This is a genomic window from Bacillus sp. ISL-51, assembly GCF_018613535.1.
Classification (GTDB): domain Bacteria; phylum Bacillota; class Bacilli; order Bacillales; family Bacillaceae; genus Bacillus.
Window position 1 is genome coordinate 1 of the sequence record NZ_JAGGQB010000006.1, and the last position, 24352, is coordinate 24352.

At 47.1% G+C, this 24352-nt stretch carries 23 protein-coding genes and 3 pseudogenes; 17 read left to right on the forward strand and 9 right to left on the reverse strand.

Annotated elements, in window-relative coordinates; translation table 11 throughout:
* Nucleotides 1–5: 5 nt before the first annotated feature.
* Nucleotides 6–379, reverse strand: a pseudogene (locus tag J7E26_RS08650) (family 4 glycosyl hydrolase); the annotation flags it as partial.
* A 243-nt stretch (nucleotides 380–622) separates the two neighbouring features.
* Between J7E26_RS08650 and J7E26_RS08660 the strand changes: the two are divergent.
* Nucleotides 623–805 carry a sporulation protein Cse60 gene (locus J7E26_RS08660; RefSeq protein WP_214804231.1) on the forward strand — a complete coding sequence of 61 codons (183 nt, stop codon included), beginning with the start codon at nucleotides 623–625 and terminating at the stop codon, nucleotides 803–805.
* A gap of 33 nt (nucleotides 806–838) precedes the next feature.
* On the opposite strand, the gene opuD is transcribed toward J7E26_RS08660, so the two are convergent.
* Together opuD and J7E26_RS08670 are read right to left on the reverse strand one after the other, a co-directional pair.
* On the reverse strand, nucleotides 839–2377 hold the full coding sequence (gene opuD, locus J7E26_RS08665; protein ID WP_214804232.1) for a glycine betaine transporter OpuD: 1539 nt from the start codon (nucleotides 2375–2377) through the stop codon (nucleotides 839–841).
* A gap of 178 nt (nucleotides 2378–2555) precedes the next feature.
* A complete protein-coding gene (locus tag J7E26_RS08670) occupies nucleotides 2556–3821 on the reverse strand; it encodes a BaiN/RdsA family NAD(P)/FAD-dependent oxidoreductase (protein WP_214804235.1) in 1266 nt (421 codons plus the stop codon).
* 203 nt (nucleotides 3822–4024) lie between these two features.
* Between J7E26_RS08670 and J7E26_RS08675 the strand changes: the two genes are divergently transcribed.
* Together J7E26_RS08675 and J7E26_RS08680 are read left to right on the forward strand one after the other, a co-directional pair.
* Nucleotides 4025–5662 (forward strand): putative polysaccharide biosynthesis protein, encoded by a 1638-nt coding sequence (locus J7E26_RS08675; protein ID WP_214804233.1) that lies wholly within the window; start codon nucleotides 4025–4027, stop codon nucleotides 5660–5662.
* A gap of 57 nt (nucleotides 5663–5719) precedes the next feature.
* Entirely contained in the window at nucleotides 5720–6439 is a 720-nt protein-coding gene (locus J7E26_RS08680; RefSeq protein WP_214804234.1) for a pseudouridine synthase, read from the forward strand.
* A 133-nt stretch (nucleotides 6440–6572) separates the two neighbouring features.
* Here J7E26_RS08680 and J7E26_RS08685 read toward each other — a convergent pair whose 3' ends face one another.
* Nucleotides 6573–6794 carry a DeoR family transcriptional regulator gene (locus J7E26_RS08685; protein WP_214803941.1) on the reverse strand — a complete coding sequence of 74 codons (222 nt, stop codon included), beginning with the start codon at nucleotides 6792–6794 and terminating at the stop codon, nucleotides 6573–6575.
* A 280-nt stretch (nucleotides 6795–7074) separates the two neighbouring features.
* Here J7E26_RS08685 and J7E26_RS08690 point away from each other — a divergent pair.
* Together J7E26_RS08690 and J7E26_RS08695 are read left to right on the forward strand one after the other, a co-directional pair.
* A pseudogene (locus J7E26_RS08690) lies at nucleotides 7075–7780 on the forward strand (ABC transporter ATP-binding protein).
* Nucleotides 7777–8933: pseudogene (locus J7E26_RS08695) on the forward strand (ABC transporter permease). The pseudogenes J7E26_RS08690 and J7E26_RS08695 overlap by 4 nt, the downstream one beginning before the upstream one ends.
* A 34-nt stretch (nucleotides 8934–8967) precedes the next feature.
* Here the strand turns inward: J7E26_RS08695 and J7E26_RS08700 are convergent.
* A complete protein-coding gene (locus tag J7E26_RS08700; protein WP_214803942.1) occupies nucleotides 8968–10272 on the reverse strand; it encodes an NCS2 family permease in 1305 nt (434 codons plus the stop codon).
* Between the two features lie 95 nt (nucleotides 10273–10367).
* Between J7E26_RS08700 and pepV the strand changes: the two genes are divergently transcribed.
* Nucleotides 10368–11759 carry a dipeptidase PepV gene (gene pepV, locus J7E26_RS08705; RefSeq protein WP_214803943.1) on the forward strand — a complete coding sequence of 464 codons (1392 nt, stop codon included), beginning with the start codon at nucleotides 10368–10370 and terminating at the stop codon, nucleotides 11757–11759.
* A gap of 37 nt (nucleotides 11760–11796) precedes the next feature.
* Here the strand turns inward: pepV and cysK are convergent, their stop codons facing one another.
* Entirely contained in the window at nucleotides 11797–12762 is a 966-nt protein-coding gene (cysK, locus tag J7E26_RS08710) for a cysteine synthase A (protein ID WP_214803944.1), read from the reverse strand.
* A 96-nt stretch (nucleotides 12763–12858) separates the two neighbouring features.
* Here cysK and thpR point away from each other — a divergent pair, with 96 nt between their 5' ends.
* From thpR to J7E26_RS08730, 4 genes are all read left to right on the forward strand, one after another.
* A complete protein-coding gene (thpR, locus tag J7E26_RS08715) occupies nucleotides 12859–13410 on the forward strand; it encodes an RNA 2',3'-cyclic phosphodiesterase (protein ID WP_214803945.1) in 552 nt (183 codons plus the stop codon).
* Nucleotides 13411–13436: 26 nt separating this feature from the next.
* Complete coding sequence (locus tag J7E26_RS08720; protein ID WP_214803946.1) at nucleotides 13437–14369, forward strand: hypothetical protein; 933 nt, start codon at nucleotides 13437–13439, stop codon at nucleotides 14367–14369.
* Nucleotides 14370–14421: 52 nt separating this feature from the next.
* Nucleotides 14422–15351 carry a YegS/Rv2252/BmrU family lipid kinase gene (locus J7E26_RS08725; RefSeq protein ID WP_214803947.1) on the forward strand — a complete coding sequence of 310 codons (930 nt, stop codon included), beginning with the start codon at nucleotides 14422–14424 and terminating at the stop codon, nucleotides 15349–15351.
* A 243-nt stretch (nucleotides 15352–15594) separates the two neighbouring features.
* On the forward strand, nucleotides 15595–16392 hold the full coding sequence (locus J7E26_RS08730; protein WP_214803948.1) for a phosphotransferase family protein: 798 nt from the start codon (nucleotides 15595–15597) through the stop codon (nucleotides 16390–16392).
* Here the strand turns inward: J7E26_RS08730 and J7E26_RS08735 are convergent, their stop codons facing one another.
* Nucleotides 16393–16671, reverse strand: a complete 279-nt coding sequence (locus J7E26_RS08735) for a YtzH-like family protein (protein ID WP_214803949.1) — start codon at nucleotides 16669–16671, stop codon at nucleotides 16393–16395. It lies immediately after the preceding gene.
* Between the two features lie 183 nt (nucleotides 16672–16854).
* Here J7E26_RS08735 and trmB point away from each other — a divergent pair, with 183 nt between their 5' ends.
* The 3 genes from trmB to J7E26_RS08750 all read left to right on the forward strand — a co-directional run bounded on the left by trmB (nucleotide 16855) and on the right by J7E26_RS08750 (nucleotide 20188).
* The gene (gene trmB / locus J7E26_RS08740) at nucleotides 16855–17508 is read left to right on the forward strand and encodes a tRNA (guanosine(46)-N7)-methyltransferase TrmB (protein ID WP_214803950.1); all 654 of its coding nucleotides are present in this window, start codon (nucleotides 16855–16857) and stop codon (nucleotides 17506–17508) included.
* A 58-nt stretch (nucleotides 17509–17566) separates the two neighbouring features.
* The gene (locus tag J7E26_RS08745) at nucleotides 17567–18412 is read left to right on the forward strand and encodes a YtnP family quorum-quenching lactonase (RefSeq protein WP_214804035.1); all 846 of its coding nucleotides are present in this window, start codon (nucleotides 17567–17569) and stop codon (nucleotides 18410–18412) included.
* A gap of 78 nt (nucleotides 18413–18490) precedes the next feature.
* On the forward strand, nucleotides 18491–20188 hold the full coding sequence (locus J7E26_RS08750) for an NAD-dependent malic enzyme (RefSeq protein ID WP_214803951.1): 1698 nt from the start codon (nucleotides 18491–18493) through the stop codon (nucleotides 20186–20188).
* A 54-nt stretch (nucleotides 20189–20242) separates the two neighbouring features.
* Here the strand turns inward: J7E26_RS08750 and J7E26_RS08755 are convergent, their stop codons facing one another.
* On the reverse strand, nucleotides 20243–20560 hold the full coding sequence (locus J7E26_RS08755; protein WP_214804036.1) for a PepSY domain-containing protein: 318 nt from the start codon (nucleotides 20558–20560) through the stop codon (nucleotides 20243–20245).
* Nucleotides 20561–20718: 158 nt separating this feature from the next.
* On the opposite strand from J7E26_RS08755, the gene J7E26_RS08760 reads away from it, so the two are divergent.
* Nucleotides 20719–21792 (forward strand): M42 family metallopeptidase, encoded by a 1074-nt coding sequence (locus J7E26_RS08760; protein ID WP_214803952.1) that lies wholly within the window; start codon nucleotides 20719–20721, stop codon nucleotides 21790–21792.
* A gap of 35 nt (nucleotides 21793–21827) precedes the next feature.
* Here J7E26_RS08760 and J7E26_RS08765 read toward each other — a convergent pair whose 3' ends face one another.
* Nucleotides 21828–22274, reverse strand: a complete 447-nt coding sequence (locus tag J7E26_RS08765; protein WP_214803953.1) for a YtoQ family protein — start codon at nucleotides 22272–22274, stop codon at nucleotides 21828–21830.
* 201 nt (nucleotides 22275–22475) lie between these two features.
* On the opposite strand from J7E26_RS08765, the gene J7E26_RS08770 reads away from it, so the two are divergent.
* Genes J7E26_RS08770 through ytpR form a run of 3 tightly spaced genes read left to right on the forward strand, consistent with a single transcriptional unit; the run spans nucleotide 22476 to nucleotide 24244 of the window.
* Nucleotides 22476–22799, forward strand: coding sequence for a thioredoxin family protein (locus J7E26_RS08770; RefSeq protein WP_061523137.1), 324 nt, complete (start codon nucleotides 22476–22478; stop codon nucleotides 22797–22799).
* A 15-nt stretch (nucleotides 22800–22814) separates the two neighbouring features.
* On the forward strand, nucleotides 22815–23624 hold the full coding sequence (locus J7E26_RS08775) for a DUF1444 domain-containing protein (protein WP_214803954.1): 810 nt from the start codon (nucleotides 22815–22817) through the stop codon (nucleotides 23622–23624).
* 14 nt (nucleotides 23625–23638) lie between these two features.
* A complete protein-coding gene (gene ytpR / locus J7E26_RS08780; protein ID WP_214803955.1) occupies nucleotides 23639–24244 on the forward strand; it encodes a YtpR family tRNA-binding protein in 606 nt (201 codons plus the stop codon).
* Nucleotides 24245–24352 lie beyond the last annotated feature (108 nt).

Consider the following 24352-nt stretch of genomic DNA (forward strand, 5'->3'; position numbering starts at 1 on the left):
TCATTCTAGGGGGTCAGTCCCCGGTCTTTATGGGCTTCAAATAAATCATCGCACAAAGACGCGATGTCTTGCAGGGAAAGCTCGGCGCTTGTATGCGGATCAAGCATGGCAGCCTGATAGACGGTTTCCTCTTTTAATGTGAAGGCCGCTTCGATGGCAGAAGCCGTGTATTAATATTGGTTCTGGTAAAAGCGGCGAGCCGTTCCGGCAGTTCCCCTGAAAAGCAAGAGGCGTAATCCGTTTTCTGTCGGCTGCACATGGCACTTTGACAATGGCCTTTGCCGGCAGATTCGGTATGTGCCCTGTATTCAGCACATTGCCTTCGAATGTCGGTTTTCATCGCTTCTGCGATTCTTGAGCCATATTCCTTCGACTGTTTCTTCCCTCACGACAGAGAGTCCTCCCGATTTAAAATCCTTGATACTGTCGCGCTGGATACATGCGCCTGTAAGGCAATTTGAGACGGCCATTGTGCCAGCAGATGAAAACTCAATAAAATAAATGCGGAGGCAGATCTCATTGGTTCGTGAACGTAATATAGAGACGCCAGAAAGAATTCAGCTTTCTCTATCATAATTCGTCTGAACCCGAATAAATTGATAGAGAAAGGAGCGGGGAGTACATGCTGAAGGTAGCGGTTTTTGATGAGGAGCATGAAAAAGATTTGCAGACTGAAGTCAATTCATTTCTAAAAGGAATTTCAGAGGAACAGCTCGTTGATATTAAATATACTGTAGCGGCGGCCTGTGATCCTGAAGGTGAACAGCTTTATTGCTTTTCCGCTTTAATTGTATACCGAAAATAAAGAAGCCCGCACCGATGGCGGGCTTCTTTCGTATTATGCTTTTTTGACGCGCGGACTTCTGGGCTTTTGATATTTCTCAATTTGTCTGAGTCCTTTTCTTTCACTCGCCAATGATTTATACAGGGATACAATCATGAGGAGAATCACGATAGAAAACGGCACCGCCGCGAGAATGGCCATGTTTTGCAGTGCGGCAAGGCCTCCGGAATATAAAAGAACCGCAGCCATAGCCGACTGGATGATTCCCCATGTGACTTTTACGCGATTGGACGGGTCCAACGAGCCGTAAGACGTCTGCATTCCCAGTACAAATGTCGCTGAATCGGCTGATGTAATAAAGAAAACAGCGATCAGGATAAGCGTTAATACGGATGTCACCATTGTAAGCGGATAATGGCTGAGTGTGCCGAAAAGCATCGTATCCGTCGACAGCCCAGCAACATTGAACACGCCTTTTTGCTGAAGATCCATTGCCGATACCCCGAAAATCGCAAACCATAAAAAGGCCAGAATACAAGGCGTCACTAACACACCGATTAAAAATTCGCGAATGGTCCGGCCTCTTGACACGCGGGCGATAAATATCCCGACAAACGGAGACCAGGAAATCCACCAGGCCCAGTAGAAAATGGTCCAGCTGTTGATCCATTCCTGTTTTTGCGGATCATTCGGCGACAGGCGGAAGCTCATTTGCACGATGTTTTGGATATATTGACCGATGGAATCGGTAAATGAGTTCATGATCAGCACGGTCGGGCCGACAATCAGCATAAAGATCATCAAAATACCCGCAAGCACCATGTTGGTATTGCTTAAGTATTTAATTCCTTTGCCTATGCCGCTCCATGCAGAAATTAAGAAAAGCACGGTCACGACGGCAATCAGAACCAGCTGAATGGAAAAAGTTTTAGGGATTCCGAATAAGTAATGCAAGCCGCCGTTGATTTGAGTGGCGCCGAGCCCTAAGCTTGTCGCTACACCGACAACGGTCGCAAACACAGCGATACAGTCGATTGCTTTACCGAGCGGTCCGTTTACTTTATCGCCTAAAAGCGGTGTCAGTGTGCTGCTGATCAGGCCGGGAGCATCTTTTCGGAATTGAAAATATGCAATACATAAAGCGACGACCGCATATATAGCCCAAGCGTGAAGCCCCCAGTGGAAAAAGGTAAACCGGAGTGCATCTCTGAATGCCTGAGGCGTTTCTGTTTCACCTGAGGGAGAGCTGATAGCGTAATGGCTGATCGGTTCCGCAGCGCCGTAAAAGACCAAACCGATTCCCATACCTGCGCTAAACAGCATGGCAAACCATGATAATAAACCGAATTCAGGTTTTTCCTCGGGTTTTCCGAGTTTTATTTTGCCGATCGGACTCACAATGAGAAAGAGACAGAATCCCACAAACACGGAAACAACCAGTAAATAATACCAGCCGAAAGAATTTGTGATAAAATTTTGCACTGTATCAGTAACCCGCTGGAGGCTCTTCGGAGACAATACTCCCCACAGAACAGCCGCGGCTGTGATAACAATCACAATCCAAAAAACACTGGAGATGTTATTCTTCTTCAAACGTTCTCACCCTCTGACTTTTTTTCAGTACGCCTTTTTTGTTTAGTATGGTCGTACGATTACAGATCATTCCTTTCTTCCTGTTCCCTCAATCAGGTGAAACAAAACGTAAAAAACTCTATCATGTTTTTGGACAGTTATCAACCGGATTACTGATAAAAGCGCTTTAAAACCGTCCTTAAAGCGAACGTGAGAAGAGTCCCGCATTCAAACCTGCCAGCCGCCCCGTGACAAGGGCTGAGGTGATATTGTATCCTCCGGTATATCCGTGAATGTCTAAAATTTCCCCGCAAAAATATAATCCTTCCATTTTTTTAGAAGCCATTTTTTTCGGTTCGATTTCTTTTACGGAAACACCGCCGCCGGTGACAAAAGCTTTGTCCAGAGAAAGCGTGCCGTTTGCAGAAACCGTAAATTGCTTGCAATCTTTGACAAAGGCTCTGAATGGATCCTTCGGCAAATCTGTAAAGCACATTTGCGGGTCAAGCCCGTTCCGTTCCAGCAAAAAGAGCAGGTACCGTTCTTGCATCCACGGCTTCAGTGCGTTTTTCAGCGCTCTTTTCGGGGTTTCTTTCAGCTCCTTGTACATCCGCTGAAACAATTCCTCTTCGTTGATGTCAGGAAACAGGTCGATGCGAAGCTTCACTTCCGGTTGCTTTTTCAGCTCTTTGACAACGAATTGGCTGCACCGGAGAATGGCCGGACCGGATAAGCCGAAATGGGTAAACAGCATGTCCATCACATGTGTAACGATGGGTTTTCCCTTTTTGTTTAACACGCTGACTGCCGTGTTTCTTAATGACAGGCCCTGAAGCGTTTTTTTCTTAATGAACGGTTCGGCCGATGTGACCGGAACTTCTGTCGGAAACAGCTCCGTAATGGTATGACCTGCTGCTTCAGCCCATGCATAGCCGTCTCCTGTGCTTCCGGTATGGGGAACTGATTTCCCGCCGACCGCTATAATAACGGCGTTTGCGTTAATCAGTTCGCCGTTGTTTGTCGTAATACCTGCCGTCCTGCCGTCCTCGTAGCGAACCTCTTTAATTTTTTCGTTCGTGCGGATGGTGACGCTGAGCTCGTTCAGGCGATTCAAGAGTGCATCGACCACGCTTTGCGCTTTGTCCGTCACCGGGAACATGCGCCCGTGATCCTCTTCTTTTAATTGAATGCCGAGCTTTTCAAAAAAGACAATGATATCTTCGTTATTAAATTCAGAAAACGCGCTGTATAAAAAACGTCCGTTTCCGGGGATATGTTTAATGATTTCTTCAACGGGGAGGCGGTTGGTCACATTGCAGCGCCCGCCTCCGGAAATCGCCAGCTTCCGCCCCAATTTGTTTCCTTTATCAATTAACAAGACGTCTGCCCCTTGTTCGCCCGCGGCGATCGCAGCCATTAAGCCGGAAGGGCCGCCGCCAATCACAATCACGTCATAATGTTTCAATTTCATCAACAACTTTCTTTTCACATAGTAATCGGCGGAAATGTCCGCTTCTTGCTATTATAGCGAAAGAAGGGTTTCCCTTAAACGTATTTTGTTTTTTAAGAGCTTTCTAAAAGTTTCCCGCTGTAATTATTACCGTCTAAATGGCCAATTGTGTTAAAATAGAAAAGTTGAATCTTCGTAGAAAATGGTGATGAGGAAACATGTCAAGCAAATTGTTAAGGGGCACGTTCGTGTTAACGCTCGGCACCTATATATCGCGGATTTTAGGTATGATTTATTTGATCCCTTTCGGCGCAATGGTCGGAGCGACGGGCGGAGCTTTGTTTCAATACGGATATAATCAATATACATTATTTTTAAACATTGCCACGATGGGTTTTCCCGCGGCGGTATCAAAGTTTGTCTCGAAATATAATTCCAAAGGGGATTATGAGACGAGCAGGCGGATGCTGAGAGCGGGGATGTCGGTCATGCTCGTTACAGGGATGATCGCTTTTACGATTCTTTATCTTTCGGCGCCGTTTTTTGCGGAAACGTCGCTTGGGGGTACGAGTAACAACGGACTGACAATTGATCACGTCGTTTATGTCATCCGTATGGTCAGCCTGGCTCTTTTGGTTGTGCCGATCATGAGTCTTGTGCGCGGGTTTTTCCAGGGCCATCAGATGATGGGGCCGACAGCCGTGTCTCAGGTTGTCGAACAGCTTGCACGGATCATCTTTTTATTAGGAGCAACCTACCTCATTTTAAAAGTGATAAACGGAGGCCTTGTCATAGCCGTCGGTTATGCGACATTTGCAGCTTTGATCGGTTCATTCGGCGGACTTGTCGTCCTCTATATTTACTGGAATAAACGGAAGGGCGATTTACTGGCGATGAAGCCGAATCTCGTTCCGTCGGCTGACTTAAGCTATAAGAAAATGTTCATTGAGCTTTTCAGCTATGCCGCTCCGTACGTGTTTGTCGGACTGGCTATCCCTTTGTATTCGTATATCGACACGAATACGTTTAATAAAGCAATGATTGCGGCCGGCCATAAAGACATCAGCCAGGACATGCTGGCGATAGTCACGCTGTATGTGCCGAAGCTTGTCATGATTCCGGTATCACTGGCGACCGCCTTCGGTCTTACGTTAATCCCGACCATTACCGAATCATTTACGAGCAAAAATTACAAACTGTTAAACCAGCAGATTAACCAAACGATGCAAATCATTCTGTTTTTGGTCATTCCGGCCGTCGTCGGCATGTCCGTTTTATCCGGACCCGCCTATACGTTCTTTTATGGCTCTGAAAGCCTTCGTCCTGATATCGGACAAGACATATTGTTCTGGTATGCGCCTGTAGCGATTTTATTTTCTCTGTTTACCGTTAATGCCGCGATTTTACAAGGCATTAATAAACAAAAGTTTGCGGTAGTCAGCCTTTTTATCGGTGTTATCATAAAAGTGCTGCTGAACGTTCCGCTGATTAAGCTGTTTCAGGGAGACGGGGCCATATTAGCAACGGCGCTCGGTTATATCGCTTCACTTCTGTACGGATTTATCATGATCAAGCGCCATGCGGGTTATTCATACTCGGTGCTGCTGAAACGGGTTATTTTAATGGCGCTTTTATCCGTCGTGATGGCGGTAGCGGTCAAATTGACACAATGGCTGCTCGGCTTCTTCGTTACTTATCAAAGCGGCCAGCTGCATGCGGCGATCGTCGTCTTTATCTGTGCGGTTGTCGGCGGTGCGGTGTATATGTATGCGGCTTACCGAATCGGATTTTTACAGAAAATGTTCGGAAACCGTCTGCCGCGCGTTTTTAGAAAAGGCAGACACTCCGCCCATTAAAATATGTGACAGAAAGTCCGCTTTTTGCGGGCTTTTCTTATTAAAGGAGAGGATAGAATGAGACTTGACAAGCTGCTTGCCAACAGCGGATTCGGCTCAAGAAAAGATGTGAAAAAAATCGTCAAGGCAGGAGCGGTAATGATTGACGGGGTGCCGGCGAAGGATGTTAAAACGCATGTGGACCCGAATGTGCAGGATATTACTGTGTACGGCGAGCCGGCAGACTATCGCGAATTTATTTATATTATGATGAATAAGCCGCAAGGGGTGCTGTCCGCCACCGAAGACAGCCGGCAAAAAACGGTTGTTGATTTGCTGACACCGGAAGAGCAGCGGTTTGAACCGTTTCCGGCAGGGCGTCTGGATAAAGACACGGAAGGCTTTCTGCTTCTCACAAACGACGGTCAGCTCGCTCATCGTCTGCTCTCTCCGAAAAAGCATGTTCCGAAAACGTATGAGGTCCATTTGAAATTGCCGCTGTCGGGGGAAGAAATCGCCGATCTGGAGAGAGGCGTCATCATTGAAGGCGGCTACAAGACAAAACCGGCAGCCGTTGAAACCATCACACAAAGCCCGGATGATATGGTGATTCATTTGACCATTACAGAAGGCAAATATCATCAGGTGAAGCTGATGGCAAAAGCCGTCGGGAACGAAGTGACCTATTTAAAGCGGCTTTCAATGGGCGCGGTTTCTTTAGACCCGGCGCTTGCTCCGGGTGAGTTCCGGGAGCTGACTGAAGAAGAGCTGGCAGCGCTGACAGGAACGGAAACGTAAAACGGAAATCAGAAAAGCCCAAAACAGATCTGTTTTGGGCTTTTTATCTATGGAGGAACAAAAAGCAAGGCAAAGAGGCTGCTTTGCCTTGCAGCATATCAGACCAGACGTACGGTCCTATGTAATTGTTCGCTTATGATGTAATTTTAACTTTTTTTCGTGTTGTCTCCCACTTGCCTCGGCAAGGACTGTGAACAAGATCATTGTATGCTAACACATTTAAGTCTCGCTGAATGGTTCTTGGTGTAATACCGAATTCGTCAACCAGTTCCTGTGTTGTCACAAGACCTTTTTCTTGAATGAACATGTAAACTGATTTGATCCGAGTTAGCATACGGTTTGTTGAAGGCTTCAAAAAACCACTCCCTATCATAAGATCGGATGGACTTGATATACCACAACTCACGACTCTAAAACTTCGTACGAATAAGTAACAAAGGCAGACATTTAAGTTTTTTCTTTTTTGCTGCCTCTATTATACACGATATAGAGGACATGAATCTAGGAATAAGCGCAGATAATTTTTACCAATTGGCGGCAGGCTTTGTGCATTACTATGTTTGACCCGCTCCTAATATTATGGAAACTGAAACTTTTTTTATACGTCCCCGTATATAAATGAGGGAGGGAGAAGCATGGGAGAATTATTGAATGCGAATATTATCTGCACGGGCTACGCTGACAGGCCGAAGGTGCTTTCAAATGTTTCTTTGTCTGTAGGAGCCGGGGAGATTGTCGGCTTAATCGGAGCGAACGGCGCAGGAAAAAGCACGGCGATAAAGGCGATTCTCGGGCTGTCCCGGGATATGGAGGGTCACATCGAGTGGAACAACTCCTCCTATGCTTACATACCGGAAACGGCCGAACTTTTATGATGAACTGACGCTTTGGGAGTATATCGAGCTGATCAGCTCACTGCGGGGCATCCGAGAAGAAGAATACCAAAAGCGGGCCGATCTGCTGCTTGATGAATTTTCTTTGACGTCTGTAAAACATGACCTGCCTTCGATTTTTTCGAAAGGAATGCAGCAGAAGCTGATGCTGGTGCAGGCGTTTCTGGCAAAGCCTGATATCTATGTGATTGATGAGCCGTTTATCGGGCTTGACCCTATCTCGACCAAGCTGTTTACCGACATGCTGATCTTCGAAAAAGAAAGAGGGGCGGGCATTCTCATGTGCACCCACGTTCTTGATACCGCGGAAAAAATCTGCGGCCGGTTTTATTTAATGGATAAAGGCTCTCTGCTCCTCAAAGGCACCCTGAAGGAGCTTCAGGATGAAACGGGAAGCCGCTCACTGTTAGATTGCTTTTATTTGGCGGTTCGGGGCAGTCATCAATGACCGGCCGTGCTTTATTTTTTCAAAGGCTTTATGAGTATTGGCGGTATCAATGGAGGGTGTCCCGCACGGTTATTGATTGGACGGTCGCTTTGTATATCGTTCTTCCGGCAGCTGGCTTTTTGGTGTATCAGTATACGGAGTGGATGAAGGGGAAGGGGCTTTTATTTGAAGGGGCGGGGATTCTGGGCTGGAACTGGCTCTATGTGTTCAGTGCGCTGCTATTATGCACAGGCTTTATCCATACCTTTTTGCTTGAGGCGGATCAGGTTTTTTTATGCATACAAAACACCTGCTGTTACAGCTGAAACGATATGCTCTTCTGTATTCGGTCTTCATATCATGTATAAAGTGGAGTTTGCTCGCTGTGCTGTTATATCCGTTATGGCGTCAATACGGTGAAAGTTCTCCATCGGTATATGCGGGAATATTTATCTGCCTTTTTGGCTTCCATTGCGCGGTGATTGCGGTAAACGATAAATGGAAAAGAAAGCGGAAGACACTCGTAAATCAAATGGCCGGCTGGCTGTCAGGGGCCGCCCTGATTGTCGTTTCACTCGTTTTTATCGGATTTGCCCAATGGTATTGGCTTTGGCTGTTAGGGGGTATATCTTTCGTCTGTTCAGTCATATCGTGTTTGAAAGAAACAGCGTCTTTGTCAGCGTTTGATGAAGAGGTGCTTGAGGAGAAAAAACGCAAGCTTTCATTTGCCGCCTCTGTCATGATGCTGAGTCAGGATGTGCATTTGCCGAATGTAAAAGATAAAAGACGGAGCAAGCCGCTGCTTTACCCTCAGTCAAAGCGTATCTTTAAAAAACGGTCGGCGCTTACAGCATGGAAGGAATTGTTTTTCAAAGTGTTGATCAGAAACAGTGAGTATGTCCGCCGGCTTTATCTATTTATGGCGGCGTTCACCGCTCTCATTGTCGTTCTGCTGATGTGGCTGAAGCTGATCGTCTTAATGTTGTTTACCGGAGTCAACAGATATGTGCTGTCGCTTCTCTTTGACCGGATCATGGACAAACCGATAGTAAGCGGCATTGATAAAGAAAGTGACGATTATTTCCGGGCGAAAAAAGGCGCTTTGAATACCATTCAATTCGTTTGCGTCGGCTGGTGCCTTCTTGCAGCGGTCCTTTCTGCTGTTTATATGTAAAAAATCCCTCTCCTTTTCCGGAGAGGGATTTTTCTTAATGTCCGTTCAGTATAAAGAGCTGAATAAAAAACAGGATGGCAAAGATGATGACCAAAGGATGAATATCGCGCCACTTTCTCTTTGCGATTTTAACAAGCGGATATGAAATAAATCCGAGTGCAATTCCTGTTGAAATGCTGGATGTCAAAGGCATGGCCAAAATGACCAGAAACGCCGGGAAAGCTTCATCAAGCTCATTCCAGCGGATATTAGAGACTGCTCCCATCATCAGGCTGCCGACAATAATCAACGCTGGTGATGTAATTGCAGAAACCTCGGATAAGACGCTGACAAGCGGGCTGAAAAACATGGAAACGGCAAACATGACTGCGATTGTCAGTGCCGTCAGCCCCGTTCTTCCGCCGGCTGCAACCCCTGCTGAAGATTCCACGAACGCGGTCGTCGGGCTTGTGCCGAAGATGCTGCCGACCGTCGTAGCGGTCGAATCAGCCAATAGCGCTCTCCTGGCATTCGGAAGCTGATTGTTTTTCATCAATCCCGCCTGTTCGGCAACGCCGATCATCGTGCCTGTCGTGTCAAAAATGGTGACGAGAAGAAAGGAGAAGACAACGGCATACAGGCCGTGGTGAACGACATCACCGAAGGCGGCGAACGGATTTGAAATCAAGAGCCCTTCCGGCAGATGCGGGAAAGAGATAAATCCTTTCGTGAAATGAATCTGCCCTGTGATAAAGGCGAGTATGGCAGTCAGCGCCATGCCGATAAATAATGCTCCGTTTACATTCAGCACCATCAGTACAATACTGATGATAAGCCCGATCAGCGTTAAGATGACAACGGGCGAATGAAGATCGCCGAGGGCGACTAAATTAGACTTGTCAGCTGTGATGATTCCCGCCTGACGCAAGCCGATAAACGCTATAAATAAACCGATGCCGGTCGTAATCCCGTATTTTAAATTGTCCGGAATCGCTTCTATCAGTTGTTTTCTTAAAGGAGTTAACGATAAAATAATAAAGATGACTCCTGCGATAAACACAGCGCTGAAAGCTGTCTGGTACGTAATGCCGGCGCCGGCGCCGACGACATGAAACGCAAGATACGCATTTAAACCCATGCCGGGAGCAATGGCAATCGGATAATTCGCAGCCAGAGCCATCCACAACGTTCCGACAATCGATGCGATAATCGTCGCGGTAAATACCTGATCAAACGGAACCCCCGCGTTCGAGAGGATCACCGGATTGACCACAATGATATAAACCATTGTAAAAAAGGTGGTCAGTCCCGCAGTAATTTCTCTTTTTATTGTCGTTTGATGCTTGTCGAGATGAAACATAAGTACCTCCAATGACGAACGTTTTTTCAAAACATCATCTATATTATTCGTTTTATCAACATTTTGCAAGTCGTTTATAAAGAAAGGGGATTGTGATGAACTGGGAAGTTGAAGTAATCAGAAAAAAAGAAGACCTGATCCGTGATACACAGAAGTTTTTGCAAATTAACAGTGTGATGGATGAATCAACAGCCCGTCCCGGCCGGCCGTTTGGTTCAGGCATCAATGAGTGTCTCACATCTTTGCTTGATTTCGGTGAGAAGGAAGGCTTTACCGTAAAAAATATTGACGGCTATGCAGGCCATATTGAGTGGGGAACGGGGGATGAGATCGTCGGCGTGCTTTGCCACGTGGATGTCGTGCCGCCCGGAGACGGCTGGACGAGTGATCCTTTCTCCGCCGACATTCGTGAGGGACGGATATACGCAAGAGGGGCAATTGACGATAAGGGACCGACGATGGCGGCGCTTTACGCGCTGAAAATCGTCAAAGATATGCAGCTGCCTTTATCCAAACGCGTGAGGATCATTATCGGGACTGATGAAGAAAGTGATTGGAGATGCGTGGAGCACTACTTCAAGCATGAAAAAATGCCTGATATCGGCTTTGCTCCTGACGCTGATTTTCCGATTATCAATGCGGAAAAGGGAATCATTGACGCGTCATTGGGCATTGAATCAAAAGTAGCCGGCCGTGAAGCCGAAAACGGGCTTGTTTCGTTTCGTTCAGGACTGCGGTTAAATATGGTTCCGGATGCGGCGGAAGCCGTCATTGAAGGAACCGATATTGACGCTGTAAGCACCTATTTCAGCAAATGGCTGGAAGAATCCAATACACAGGGTGAGGCGAAGGCGGAAAACGGCAGGCTGACATTGAGGGTTTACGGAAAATCATGCCACGCGATGGAGCCGGATAACGGTGTGAATGCCGGGTTAAAGCTCACTGAATGTCTACAGGGGGCTGAGCTTGATGAAGCCGGAAATCATTTTATAAAAACCGTTGCCGATTATTTTTTACATGATACACGAGGGAAAAAGCTTAACATTGACTGTAAAGATGACATCAGCGGTGAGCTTACGCTGAACGTCGGCACCTTTACATATGAAAAGGATCTGGGGGGAGAACTCGGCATCAATATCCGCTATCCCGTCACATCAGACAGCAAAGTGATTCGTGATGCTTTTATGGCGGCAGACGATTTTCAGCTTGGAGAATTCAAAGACAGCAAACCGCACCACGTATCAGCCGATCATCCGTTAGTAAAGACACTCCAAAAGGTATACGAAGGCCAAACGGGCAAAAAAGCAGACTTGATTTCAATTGGCGGAGGAACGTACGCGAGATCCCTTTCAGCAGGCGTCGCGTTCGGGCCGCTGTTCCCGGGCCGTCCTGACAGCGCTCATCAAAAGGACGAGTACATTGAAATTGATGACCTCCTGCGGGCAACGGCTTTATACGCTCAGGCTATCTATGAGCTTGCAAAATGATAAAACAAAAAAGGGGGGCCGCTTGCGGCATCCCTTTTTATGATTCAAATGACCATAAATCCGCAGATAAATAACGTTCCCCCGTATCTGCCGTCATGCAGATGACAATCTGGTCAGAAGGCAGGCGTTTTGCTGTTTCAACAGCCGCAAAGCATGCTGCGCCTGACGAAGGACCGACGAGAATACCTTCCTCAGCGGCAAGACGCCGTGTTGTCGTATATGCATCCTCATCAGATATTTTTATGATTTCATCGTAAACATTCTGATTCAATATATCGGGAATAAAACCGGGGCTTGTCCCGACAAGCTTATGGGCGCCGGGTTTTCCGCCGGATAAAACGGGTGAACCCGCAGGCTCCGCGACATGAACGGTCATATCCGGGAAAAGCTCTTTCAGCGCTTCTCCGGTTCCCGTAATCGTGCCGCCCGTTCCCGCCGTGGCGACAAAAGCGCCGAGCGGTCTGCCGAGCTGCTGAACCGCCTCATAAATTTCTGCGGCGGTCGTTTTCCGGTGTGCATCAGGGTTTGCGCTGTTTTCAAATTGCATCGGTATAAAGCTTCCCGGGATCTGTTCGGCAAGTTCTTTCGCCTTTTTGATACTGCCGGGCATTCTTTCCGCTCCCGGTGTCAGCACAACCTCCGCGCCGTACGCTTTAAGCAGATTGATGCGTTCTTTCGTCATCGTGTCAGGCATGACAAGGATGGCTTTATATCCGCGTGCCGCTGCGTTCATGGCCAGGCCGATGCCGGTATTGCCGCTGGTCGGCTCGATGATCACAGAGCCGGGTTTTAAACGTCCGTTTTTCTCGGCTTCCATGATCATATTGTAAGCCGCTCTGTCTTTGACACTGCCGCTCGGATTAAAAGATTCTAATTTTAAATAGACTTGCGCTGCGTCCGCAGGCTGCAGGCGGTTCAGCTTTACAATCGGGGTATCGCCGATCAAATCCGCTGTGTTGTTAACGATTTTCAAGCCCGTCTCATTCCTCTCTGTATAAAACATTTGGTACATAATATCCTATCATATAAGCGGACAGGGTTCTCCTTCCCGCTTATCCGTTTTATAATAACACCATAACCTAAGGAGGGAGTCCCTCGTATGAAAGCTTCATTGCCGCATTATTTTATCGGCATTCCGATTCCGGCTGGTATTGCTGAACCGATTTGGGAAGCAGCCAGAAAGGAACCTGTATTAACATTTAAAAAGTGGGTGCATCCGCTTGATTATCATATCACCTTAATCTTTCTCGGCGCAGCGGATGAAGCGCGGCTTACAAGCTTAAAGCCCATGCTTGCGGAAATCGCAGCTCTTACAAAGCCGTTTACCGTTCAATTTCAAAGCCTTGAGATTTTCGGCGCCCGCGAGCAGCCGAGAGTGCTGCATTTAGAGCCGGAATCGAATGATTATCTGTTCGATTTACGGGAAAAAACAAAGCAGGCTGTACAAAAAGCCGGATTTCAAGTGGAAAAGCGTCCGTATCATCCTCACATGACGATGGCGCGGAAATGGAGCGGAGATAAACCGTTCCCGCCTCATGTTCCGTTTGAAAGCGGCAGGGTTTCAAGCGCCGTCACCCGGTTTTCCTTGTTTCAAACCCATCTTGACCGGTCGCCTAAGTACGAAGAAATTGCACAATTTCAACTGACATAAACAAATATTCGGAGTGGGGAAATGACATGGCACAGATCATCAAAATTCACGACTGTATATCAAGATATGAGCTAGACCCTTATCACTATATGAATCAGTTTATCCGTTTGAAAAAAGAACGCTGGCAAGCTCTCTTGGAAGCCTTTGACCGAAAAACGGAGGAACAAGAAACAAAAATGGCTGCATCGGGCGAAACGGCTCCCGAGCCAAGCAGAAAAAAATTTTTCTTAAAGAAGAGAAAAGAGGAGATTTCGTCCGATATAAATGAAAAGAGGCATCAATGGTTTGAGGAGACGGACGGGGAGGAGGCGCTGATGCTGAATCTTCCGTCTCATAGGGATGAGCTCGCCCTTTTCTTTAAAAATCAATTGTATGAATTTCAATTAAAGTGGGCGAGCTCCACGCTTTCCGAGATGTCTGAGCTTTCTTATCAGGTCAAGCGGGACGGGATTTTAAAAATGCTGACCCAAAAGCTTCCTGATTCTTATTTCGTGATGTATCATCCCGTTCTTCAAATTCAGCAGGCATCTGTCGAATTAAGCACCATCATTATCTCCCCGCTGGAGATTTTTTGCGTTGCTTTTTTGGAAGCTGAGGAAGACAGCGTGTATATCGGATCGAAAAATCGTTTTTGGGAAAAGAAAACCTCCGGCGGCGCGCGTCCGGTTTTGAATCCGGCTCTCAGCCTGAACCGGACAGGCTCTGTCGTCTCGCAAATCGTCAAAGAGAAGGGGGCTGACATTCCCGTCAAAAAGCTCCTCCTCAGCAAAACGTCGTATATTGATTATCCCGAACCGCCGTACGGACTGGACATAGCGGACAAACGGACTGCCGGGGAGTGGCTGCAAAAGCAGCAGAAAAATACGGCGCCGATCAAGCATCATCAGCTGAAGGCGGCAAATGCCCTGCTTTCTTACGGCCTGTCCAATTCAAGGCGGAGGCAGGAGTGGCTTGATTAAGCAGGACGCTTCCCGGCAGTTTTCTCATATATGAAGCAGGTGAAAACAAACGATGAGTCAATGGTTCTTTATTATTAATCCGGCCGCCGGGCGCGGCCGGGGCCGGCGTGTCTGGAAGTCCGTTCAAAAAGAGCTGTCCAAACGGGGAGTGGAACACCGTTCTTTTTTGACCGAACATCCGGGGCATGCGGAGGTGCTGGCGAGACAGATTTCAACGATGCAGGATCACAAGCTGAAGCGTCTGTTTGTGATCGGCGGCGACGGTACGATGCATGAGGTCATTAACGGGCTGAAAGGAATCGGCCAAATGGAGCTGACCTTTGTGCCTGCCGGTTCGTATAATGATTTCTCCAAAGGGTTCGCCGTCAAAAAGGCGGCTCTTCTGCAAGAAATCAAACGGCAGCACCGTCCGTTAACACGGAAATTTTATACGGGAAACGTCAACTTTTTCCATGATAAAGCTCAATATCTTTACTTTTTAAATCATCTTTCTGTCGGATTTGACGCCTGCGTACTGAAGGCGGCCGTGAACTTTCCGTTTTCACGCTTCCTTCGATTTCTGCGTCTCCGTTTTCTGATTTATCCGCTTGCGCATTTATATACGGCGGCCACATTTCAGCCGTTCACGTTTGTCTGCACGGCAGGCGGAGAAAGGCGCGAATTCCGTAACGTTTGGTTTGTCATCGCGGCAAATCATCCTTATTACGGCGGCGGTATGAAAGCGGCGCCTTCTGCAAGTCCCCGTGAAACCAACTTTGATATTGTCATTGCGGAGCATTTGTCTTTTGTCTCGCTGTATCGATTTTTATTCGCGATGAGCTTTGGCAGGCATATCAACATGGACGGCGTCACGGTTTTAAAGGAAAAAGAAATCACTTTTGAAACGTCAGGGAAAATTCCGTTTCATGCAGACGGCGAGCTGATCGGAACCACACCGTTCCGTTTAACGCCGGGTTCAGCGCCTTTAAGGATAAAAACATAGGAAACAAATGAAACCCGTCATCATATAAATCTTAGAATTCACACGGCGTTCTTACGAGTTTTGCTTGACGAAGTTTGTGCTCTAGCGCTAAAATTTATAAGACGGCTATTGATTAGCATATGAGACTCTCAATAGCTGTCTTTTTTATTTCTCATGAAGTTGTTTATGACAGGCCGATCTGCTGCTGAAAAAGGCGGAGGTCTATTCTAAAATATTTTAAGAAATGATGGGTTGAACATTGATATGAACTGGTTGGGACAATTACTAGGTAGCGATTGGGAGATCTTCCCCGCCGGAGGAGCTACAGGAGATGCATATTATGCGAAACATAACGGCCAACAGCTTTTTTTAAAACGTAATAGCTCGCCCTTTTTAGCCGTGTTATCCGCCGAAGGCATTGTTCCGAAGCTGGTTTGGACGAAACGGATGGAAAACGGCGATGTCATTACGGCTCAGCATTGGATGGCGGGCAGAGAGCTGAAGCCGAAGGATATGAGCGGACGCCCGGTGGCTGAGCTGCTTCGCAAAATCCACACATCTAAAGCCTTGTTGGACATGCTGAGAAGACTTGGAAAAGAACCGCTCAATCCGGGCGCTCTTTTGTCTCAGCTGAAGCAGGCCGTATTTGCCGTGCAGCAATTTTCGCCGCTTATTCAAGAGGGCCTCGCATATTTAGAAGCGCATGCAGATGAGGTGCAATTCGGTGAGAAAGTCGTTTGCCATTGTGATGTGAATCATAATAACTGGCTTTTGTCTGAAGACAACCAGCTGTATTTAATAGATTGGGACGGCGCGATGATAGCCGACCCGGCCATGGATCTCGGCCCTTTGTTGTATCATTACGTTGAAGAGCCAGCGTGGGACAGCTGGCTTGGAATGTACGGCATGAAGCTCACGGACGGTTTGCGTCTGCGCATGGCTTGGTACATTTTATCAGAAACCATCACCTTCATCGCCTGGCACAAATCAAAAGGAAACGATAAAGGGTGTCATGATGCCATGGAAGAGCTTCATGCCCTGATGAAGCGGATTGTCAAGTAGTCAGGAGTACGAATCCATTTGCTCCATCCATTGGGACAAGTGATTTCGATGCTCCTGAATATGCGTGTCGATGGAATCGGCCGTGATGCCGGATTGGCTGTAACGGTACACATCCGCAAGCACATTTTTTATATTTGAATCAAGCCCGGTATTGGCCATTAATGATTTGATGACGCGTTCAAGCTGTTCGTATTCGGCAACCGTTCCGCAGCAATCCAATTGATGGTCGGCTAATATGTCCTTTAATAACCGAACCTGATGTTCGCTTGTTAAGCCCATGATTCATATACACATCCCTTCTGTGTCATACATTGTGCAAAGCGGTGCGGTTTTATGCATCAAATGAGTGTTCCGGACCGGGGAACCTCTTTTTTTATGCTGGCGGGCCTGAAAACGCGCTTGCGGCTCTTTTTGTTTCATGGTATGTTGTTACTCGAAATTATAGATAGAGGTGTCAATCATATGAGAATGCGCCATAAACCTTGGGCAAATGACTTTTTGGCAGAGAATGCTCACATTGCCATCAGTGATCCGGCTCAGTATAAAGGGAAATGGGACACAGTCTTTGGCAACGCCAATCCGATTCATATCGAAGTAGGAACGGGAAAAGGGCAATTCATTTCCGGAATGGCCAAACAAAACCCGGATATTAACTATATTGGAATTGAACTGTTTAAAAGCGTCATCGTAACGGCAGTCCAAAAAGTAAAAGACAGCGGGACAGACAATGTCCGTTTGTTAAATATAGACGCTGAAACACTGAGTGATGTATTTGACCGGGGAGAAGTCAAGCGCGTATATTTAAACTTTTCTGACCCTTGGCCGAAAAACCGTCATGAAAAACGCCGCTTAACGTTTAAAAGCTTCTTGAAAAAATACGAAGAAGTGATGGGCGAGAATGGCGCGATTCATTTCAAAACGGATAACCGCGGGTTGTTTGAATACTCCCTGAAAAGTTTTTCCGAGTACGGCCTTCTTCTGACGGAAGTCAGTCTCGATCTGCACAACAGCAATCCCGAAGGCAATATCATGACAGAATACGAAGAGAAATTCTCCGCGCTCGGCCAGCCGATTTACCGCGCAGAAGCTGAATGGAGAACAAAAGACAGACTCTGATACGGGAGTCTGTTTTTTTATGGCGCCATTTGCTACCATTACATCAGGAGGGATTATGATGGAGAAAATGTATATTGGCAATATTTCATTAACATGGCTTGACGGCGGCGTAACGCATATGGACGGAGGGGCGATGTTCGGCGTTGTTCCGAAGCCCTTATGGTCAAGAAAATACCCCGTAAATGACAAGAACCAAATTGAATTGAGAACAGACCCGATTCTGATTCAAAAGAACGGCCTGAATATTTTAGTTGACGCGGGAATCGGATCAGGAAAGTTTTCAGAAAAACAGAAAAGAAACTACGGAGTGACACAGGAATCCAATCTGAAACAATCCCTTGCCGAGCTTGGCCTGTCTTGCGAGGACATTCATATTGCAGCGATGACCCATCTTCATTTTGACCATGCGTGCGGTTTGACGGAATACCGCGGGGATGAGCTCGTCTCTGTTTTTCCGAATGCCAGCATCATCGCATCCGCGACAGAATGGAATGAAATGCGGCATCCCAATATCAGATCAAAAAGTACATACTGGAAAGAAAATTGGGAAGCGGTAAAAGACCAGGTCAAAACCTTTGATCATGAGCATCAGCTGACAGAGGGCATCACCATGCATCATACCGGCGGCCACAGTGACGGCCACAGCGTCATCGTCTTAGAAGACGAGGGAGAAACCGCTGTGCATTTTGCCGATCTGATGCCGACAAATGCCCACAAAAATCCGTTATGGGTTTTGGCGTATGACGATTATCCGATGACCTCCATTCCGCAAAAGCAAAAATGGCAGGCCTTCGCCAAGGAAAAAGACGCGTGGCTGATCTTTTATCATGACGCGATATACAGAGCCGTAAAATGGGGAGAAGACGGCGAAATCACGGCATCCGTCAAACGGGAGAGACAATAGGCTGAATTTGATTTGCCTGTATGAATTTCGGGAATAAAAGCAAACCTAAAGACAAATTGCTTTGAAAGGAAGAGACAGGTGAATCAATTTCAAGTGACATCAGATGGAGAAATCAAAACATCTTTACGCGGATTAGAAGTGCTTTCTACACCTTTTTTAAATAAAGGGGTGGCCTTTACACAGGAGGAAAGAAAAGAACTCGGACTGGAAGGTTTTCTGCCGCCGAAGATATTAACCATTGAAGAGCAGGCGAAGCGGGCATACGAGCAGTTCAGTTCTCAGCCTGATGAATTAAGCAAAAACGTGTACTTGACCGCTCTCCATGATCGGAATGAAACACTATTTTACAAGCTTTTAAATGACCATTTAGGCGAAATGCTGCCGATCGTATACACTCCGACAGTCGGTACGGCCATCCAGCGGTACAGCCACGAGTACCGAAAGCCGCGCGGGCTGTATTTATCCATTGATGACCCTGAGGGAATGCGTGCGGCGTTTAAGCAGTTCGGAAAAAATGAAAACATTGATTTAATCGTTGCGACGGATGCGGAAGGCATTTTAGGAATCGGTGACTGGGGTGTCGGAGGCATCGCCATTTCTGTCGGAAAGCTTGCGGTGTATACGGCAGCTGCGGGAATTGATCCGTCAAGAGTGCTCGCGGTTGTATTAGACGCGGGCACAAACCAGGAAAGCCTCTTAAATGACCCGCTTTATGTCGGAAACCAGCATTCAAGGGTCCGCGGGGAAAAGTATGATCAATTTATTGATGAGTATGTCGCGCTTGCAAGGGAAACGTTCCCGAATGCATTGCTTCATTGGGAGGACTTCGGCACAGCTAATGCCCGCGGCATTTTAAAACGATATAAAGATAAAGTTTGTACGTTTAACGATGACATTCAAGGAACGGGCGCGGTCTCGCTTGCCGCTGTGTTAGCTTGCGCAAAAGCATCGAAAATGCCATTAAAAGAACATAAAGTCGTCATCTTCGGAGCAGGAACGGCAGGGATCGGAATCGCGGAGCAGCTTCGCGAGGCAATGGTGCACGACGGGGTAAGTGAAGAAGAATCGTACAGCCGTTTTTGGTGTATCGACAAAAACGGGCTGTTAACCGATGATATGAAGGACTTGCGTGATTTCCAAGTTCCATACGCCCGCCCTGCTGAAGAAGTAAAAGAGTACAGCCGCGGCGGTGAAGGCGGATCTATTGATCTGGCGGAGACAGTGCGACAGGCAAAGCCGACGATTCTGATCGGAACATCCACTGTGTCAGGCGCTTTTACGGAAGAAATCGTCAAAGAAATGGCTTCTCATGTCAAGCGGCCCGCTATTTTGCCGATGTCAAACCCGACCACTTTATCAGAAGCAAAACCTGAGGATTTAATTAAATGGACAGAAGGCCGTGCGCTTATCACGACAGGAAGCCCGTTTCCGCCTGTCGAATATAATGGTGTGACCTATCATATCGGGCAGGCGAACAATGCGCTCGTTTTCCCGGGGCTTGGGCTCGGAACGATTGTGACAAAGGCGAGGCTGATTACAGACAGTATGTTCGTTGCCTGCGCCAATGCCATAGCCGGTATGGTGGATGCCGGGAAGCCGGGCGCGCCGATGCTGCCGAAAGTTGAGGATCTCAGGACTGTGTCGGCTACTGTTGCCGTAGCCGTAGCGAAAGCCGCGATAAAAGACGGTGTGGCAGAATCAGAGCCTGAGGATTTGATTCAAACAGTGCAGGACGCGATGTGGCATCCTGTATATAAGCCGATCCGGCCGATGTAAGTGCAATAAAGCCCAAAACGCTGAAGGTTTTGGGCTTTATTTTTGCTTGTCCGATTAAGAGGCGACAGAATCAATGACATCGACAATCTGTCCTGTTCTTGCATTGACCATGACTTCATATTGCTCCAGTTCGCCGAATGCCGAGCGCGTCACACCGGTTTTGTATACGTGAATGGTTTCTCCGTTTACATGGTAAGGCTCCGGCTCAGTGTAAATCCACGACCCGTCAATCGGTCCGCGCTGCTTAAAAGCAGCTTTCACGATGCGGAGCGCTTTTTCTGATGAAATATAAGGTTTCATCACATACTTTTTCACTGCAACGGCAGCGCATAATCCTAGTCCTGCACCTAAGAGAAAATGACGTAATTTCAACATGAAGCACCTCCAAATATATCGTACTTTTCATTATACAGAAGATGCCAAACCGTGTTAAGTAAAGCGGCGGTTTTACAGCCCATTCATTCAGGGTGCTTGGAAAACAACTGTTTTTCTAATAAAATAAAAGGACTACATAGAAATGAGGGAAAAACATGAATCAGGAAACGAAAGCGCTTTTCCGGACACTGACGCAGCTTCCCGGTACTCCGGGGAATGAACACCAAGTTCGCTCTTTTATGAAACAAGAGCTTGCGAAATACGCGGATGATATCGTGCAGGACAGGCTGGGAAGTGTTTTCGGGCTCAGGCGCGCCGCCGAGGACGCGCCGACCGTTATGGTGGCGGGGCATATGGATGAAGTCGGATTTATGGTGACGCAGATTACAGATAACGGCATGCTGAGATTCCAGACGCTCGGCGGCTGGTGGAGCCAGGTGCTTCTTGCCCAAAGAGTAGAAGTGCAGACGGATAATGGACCTGTCATCGGCGTCATTTCCAGCATTCCGCCGCACATTTTAACAGATGCGCAGCGCACTAAACCGATGGATATTAAAAATATGATGATTGACATCGGAGCCGACGACAGAGAAGACGCAATCCGGCTGGGCATTAAACCGGGACAGCAAATTGTGCCGGTGGGCCCGTTTACCCCGATGGCGAATGAGAAAAAAATATTGTCTAAAGCGTGGGATAACCGCTACGGCTGCGGATTAAGCATTGAACTGTTAAAAGAATTGCACGGCAAAGAGCTGCCGAACAACCTTTACGCCGGCGCCACCGTGCAGGAGGAAGTCGGCTTAAGAGGGGCGCAGACAGCCGCCAACATGATTAAACCGGATTTGTTCTTTGCCCTTGATGCAAGTCCGGCAAATGATATGAGCGGCGATAAGCACCAGTTTGGCCGGCTCGGTGAAGGGGTGCTGCTTCGCATACTCGACAGAACAACGGTCATGCACCGCGGTATGCGGGAATTCGTTCTTGATATGGCGGAAACACATAACATCCCTTATCAATATTTTGCTTCAGGAGGAGGAACCGATGCCGGAAGAGTCCACATCTCAAACAGCGGCGTTCCGTCTGCAGTTATCGGCATTTGTTCAAGATACATTCATACAAACGCCGCCATCATACACGTTGATGACTATGCCGCCGCAAAAGAAATGCTGATCAAGCTGGTGATGGCAAGCGACAAACAGACAGTGGAAACCATCAGAGAAAATGTTTAATATTTAAAAAAGCAGGACCGCCATAGGCGGCCTGCTTATTCTGTCTCAAACAAATAGGAGAGTGCTTTCATCGCTTGATTCACGGTTTCGACGGTAATATTCGCTTTGCCTGAAAGCTCTTTTAATGGATGATGCAGCGCTTCCGGGCGGATGAGAATGAGTGGTTTTCCTTTTGCGATCGCATACGAAGCATCCATCGCCGTATTCCATTGTTTATATTTCTCTCCGAACAGGGCGATGACAAAGTCAGCCTTCTCCATTAAAACCTCAGTCCGGAAATTATTGAAATCAGAAGCTCTGGCGTCTTTCAGAACGGCATTAGGCTGCACTCCCATGATTTCTTCTCCGATATTATCAGAGCGCTCATGGTTTTCCATCGGGCCGACAAACGTGATCGGCAAGTTTAATGCTTTCGCTTTTTTCTTTACTTCACCCCGCCAATCACTGTGGATTTCACCCGCCAAATATACGACATACTGCATATCTGTTCCTCCTTATGTAAACGTTTTGACCTTCGTCTGCCTTTATAGCAAAATGGTAAACGAAACTTGCTTGATAATGCAAATGAAATATGATAATGATATTGCATATAGTTGGTCTTGCTGTAAACAGTTTGGTATGATCCAAGTGGACAAACATCAGCATACAAACAAAAATCATCATAATCAGATGGAGGAATCACAATGAAAAAAATTGAAAGCACGGAAGAATTGCAAAAAGCGGTACAGGACGATTGGGCAGTATTTATGTTTTCAGCGGACTGGTGCCCGGACTGCCGCTTTGTGGAGCCGTTTTTGCCTGAGCTCGAAGCGAATTACCCGGAATTCACATACTACTACGTTGACCGCGATCAGTTCATAGATACATGTGCGGAATGGGAAATTTACGGAATTCCGAGCTTTGTTGTTTATAACAGCGGAAAAGAAGTAAACCGTTTTGTGAGCAAAGACCGCAAAACGAAAGAAGAAATTGAGCAATTTTTAACCGATTCCCTTGCTAAAGCATAAAGGAGGCCGCGGGCTTTGAAAATGACGTCAAGGAAGCTGTCGGATATATTAAAACAGCGCCTGCAGCACGAGAACCGATCCTTCTTTTTTGACAGAGAAAAAGACACCCTCCGTGTTGAGGATCAAATGACTAAAAAAGGCATTACACTGGAGATCCCGCCGATTATCGCCAAATGGGAAACGAAGAAAGAAGAAGCTATAGACGAAATCGTATATTATGTTTCAGAAGCGATGGCGGCGATGGAAGGAAGCGGGCAGGAAATGACCGGGAAGGAAGCGGGAATTTATCCGGTTATCCGCTCCACGTCATTTCCTGACAAGACAAGCGATGACATTCCGCTTGTGTTTGATGACCACACAGCAGAAACAAGAATCTATTATGCGCTCGACCTCGGCAAAACGTACCGATTGATTGACAGCCGGATGCTTGAGAAGGAAAACTGGACAAAAGAGCGGATCAGAGAAACGGCTTCATTTAATCTGCGCTCACTTCCGGCCGTCGTAAAGCAAGATACAGTGGCGGGCAACTGTTTTTACTTTTTCAGAGCGAATGACGGCTACGATGCCAGCCGGATTCTCAATGAAACGATTCTTAATGAATATAAACAGGCCGCAGAAGGCGAGTTAGCCATATCAGTTCCGCATCAGGACGTATTAATACTTGCTGACATTCGAAATGAATCGGGTTATGATATTTTAGGGCAAATGTCCATGAGCTTTTTTGCAAGCGGCACGGTGCCGATAACGGCCCTTTCATTTTTATACAATGAAGGCAGACTGGAACCTGTGTTTATCATGGCGAAAAGCCGGACGAAAAAGGATTAGAAAGGATTTTTCATATGAACGCTTTTTACAATAAAGAAGGTGTGGGAGATACGCTTCTGATCTCCCTTAAAGACGCAGCGCGCGAAGAAATCGGCTTTGAAAAAGCAGGCGATGTCGTGAAAATCTTTAACAAGGAAACAAAAGAAACGACGGGGTTTAATATTTTCAACGTGTCTTCTTACTTGCAAATTGATGATAACGGACCCGTCGCTTTGTCTGAGACTTTTATTCAAGATGTGAATGAAATGCTGAACAGAAACGGCGTCTCAGAAACATTGACTGTTGATCTTTCTCCGAAGTTTGTTATCGGCTATGTGGAATCAAAAGAAAAACATCCGAATGCCGATAAATTGAACATCTGCCAAGTGAACGTAGGAGAAGAAACCCTTCAAATCGTTTGCGGTGCGCCGAATGTGGACAAAGGGCAAAAAGTCGTCGTCGCTAAAGTCGGTGCGGTTATGCCGAGCGGCCTTGTCATAAAAGACGCTGAATTGCGAGGCGTTCCGTCAAGCGGCATGATCTGCTCCGCTAAAGAACTCGCTTTGCCGGATGCACCTCAGGAAAAAGGCATCCTTGTGCTGGAAGACAGCCGCGAGGCCGGAGAAGCATTTCAATTCTAGACTCCCATAAATAAGCGCAGAGCATCGAATGATGTGAAAGAAAGCCGTTAAGTCCACTTGCTTAACGGCTTTCTTCTGTTGCGAGCTTAATCTTTTCTGAGCCGGCGA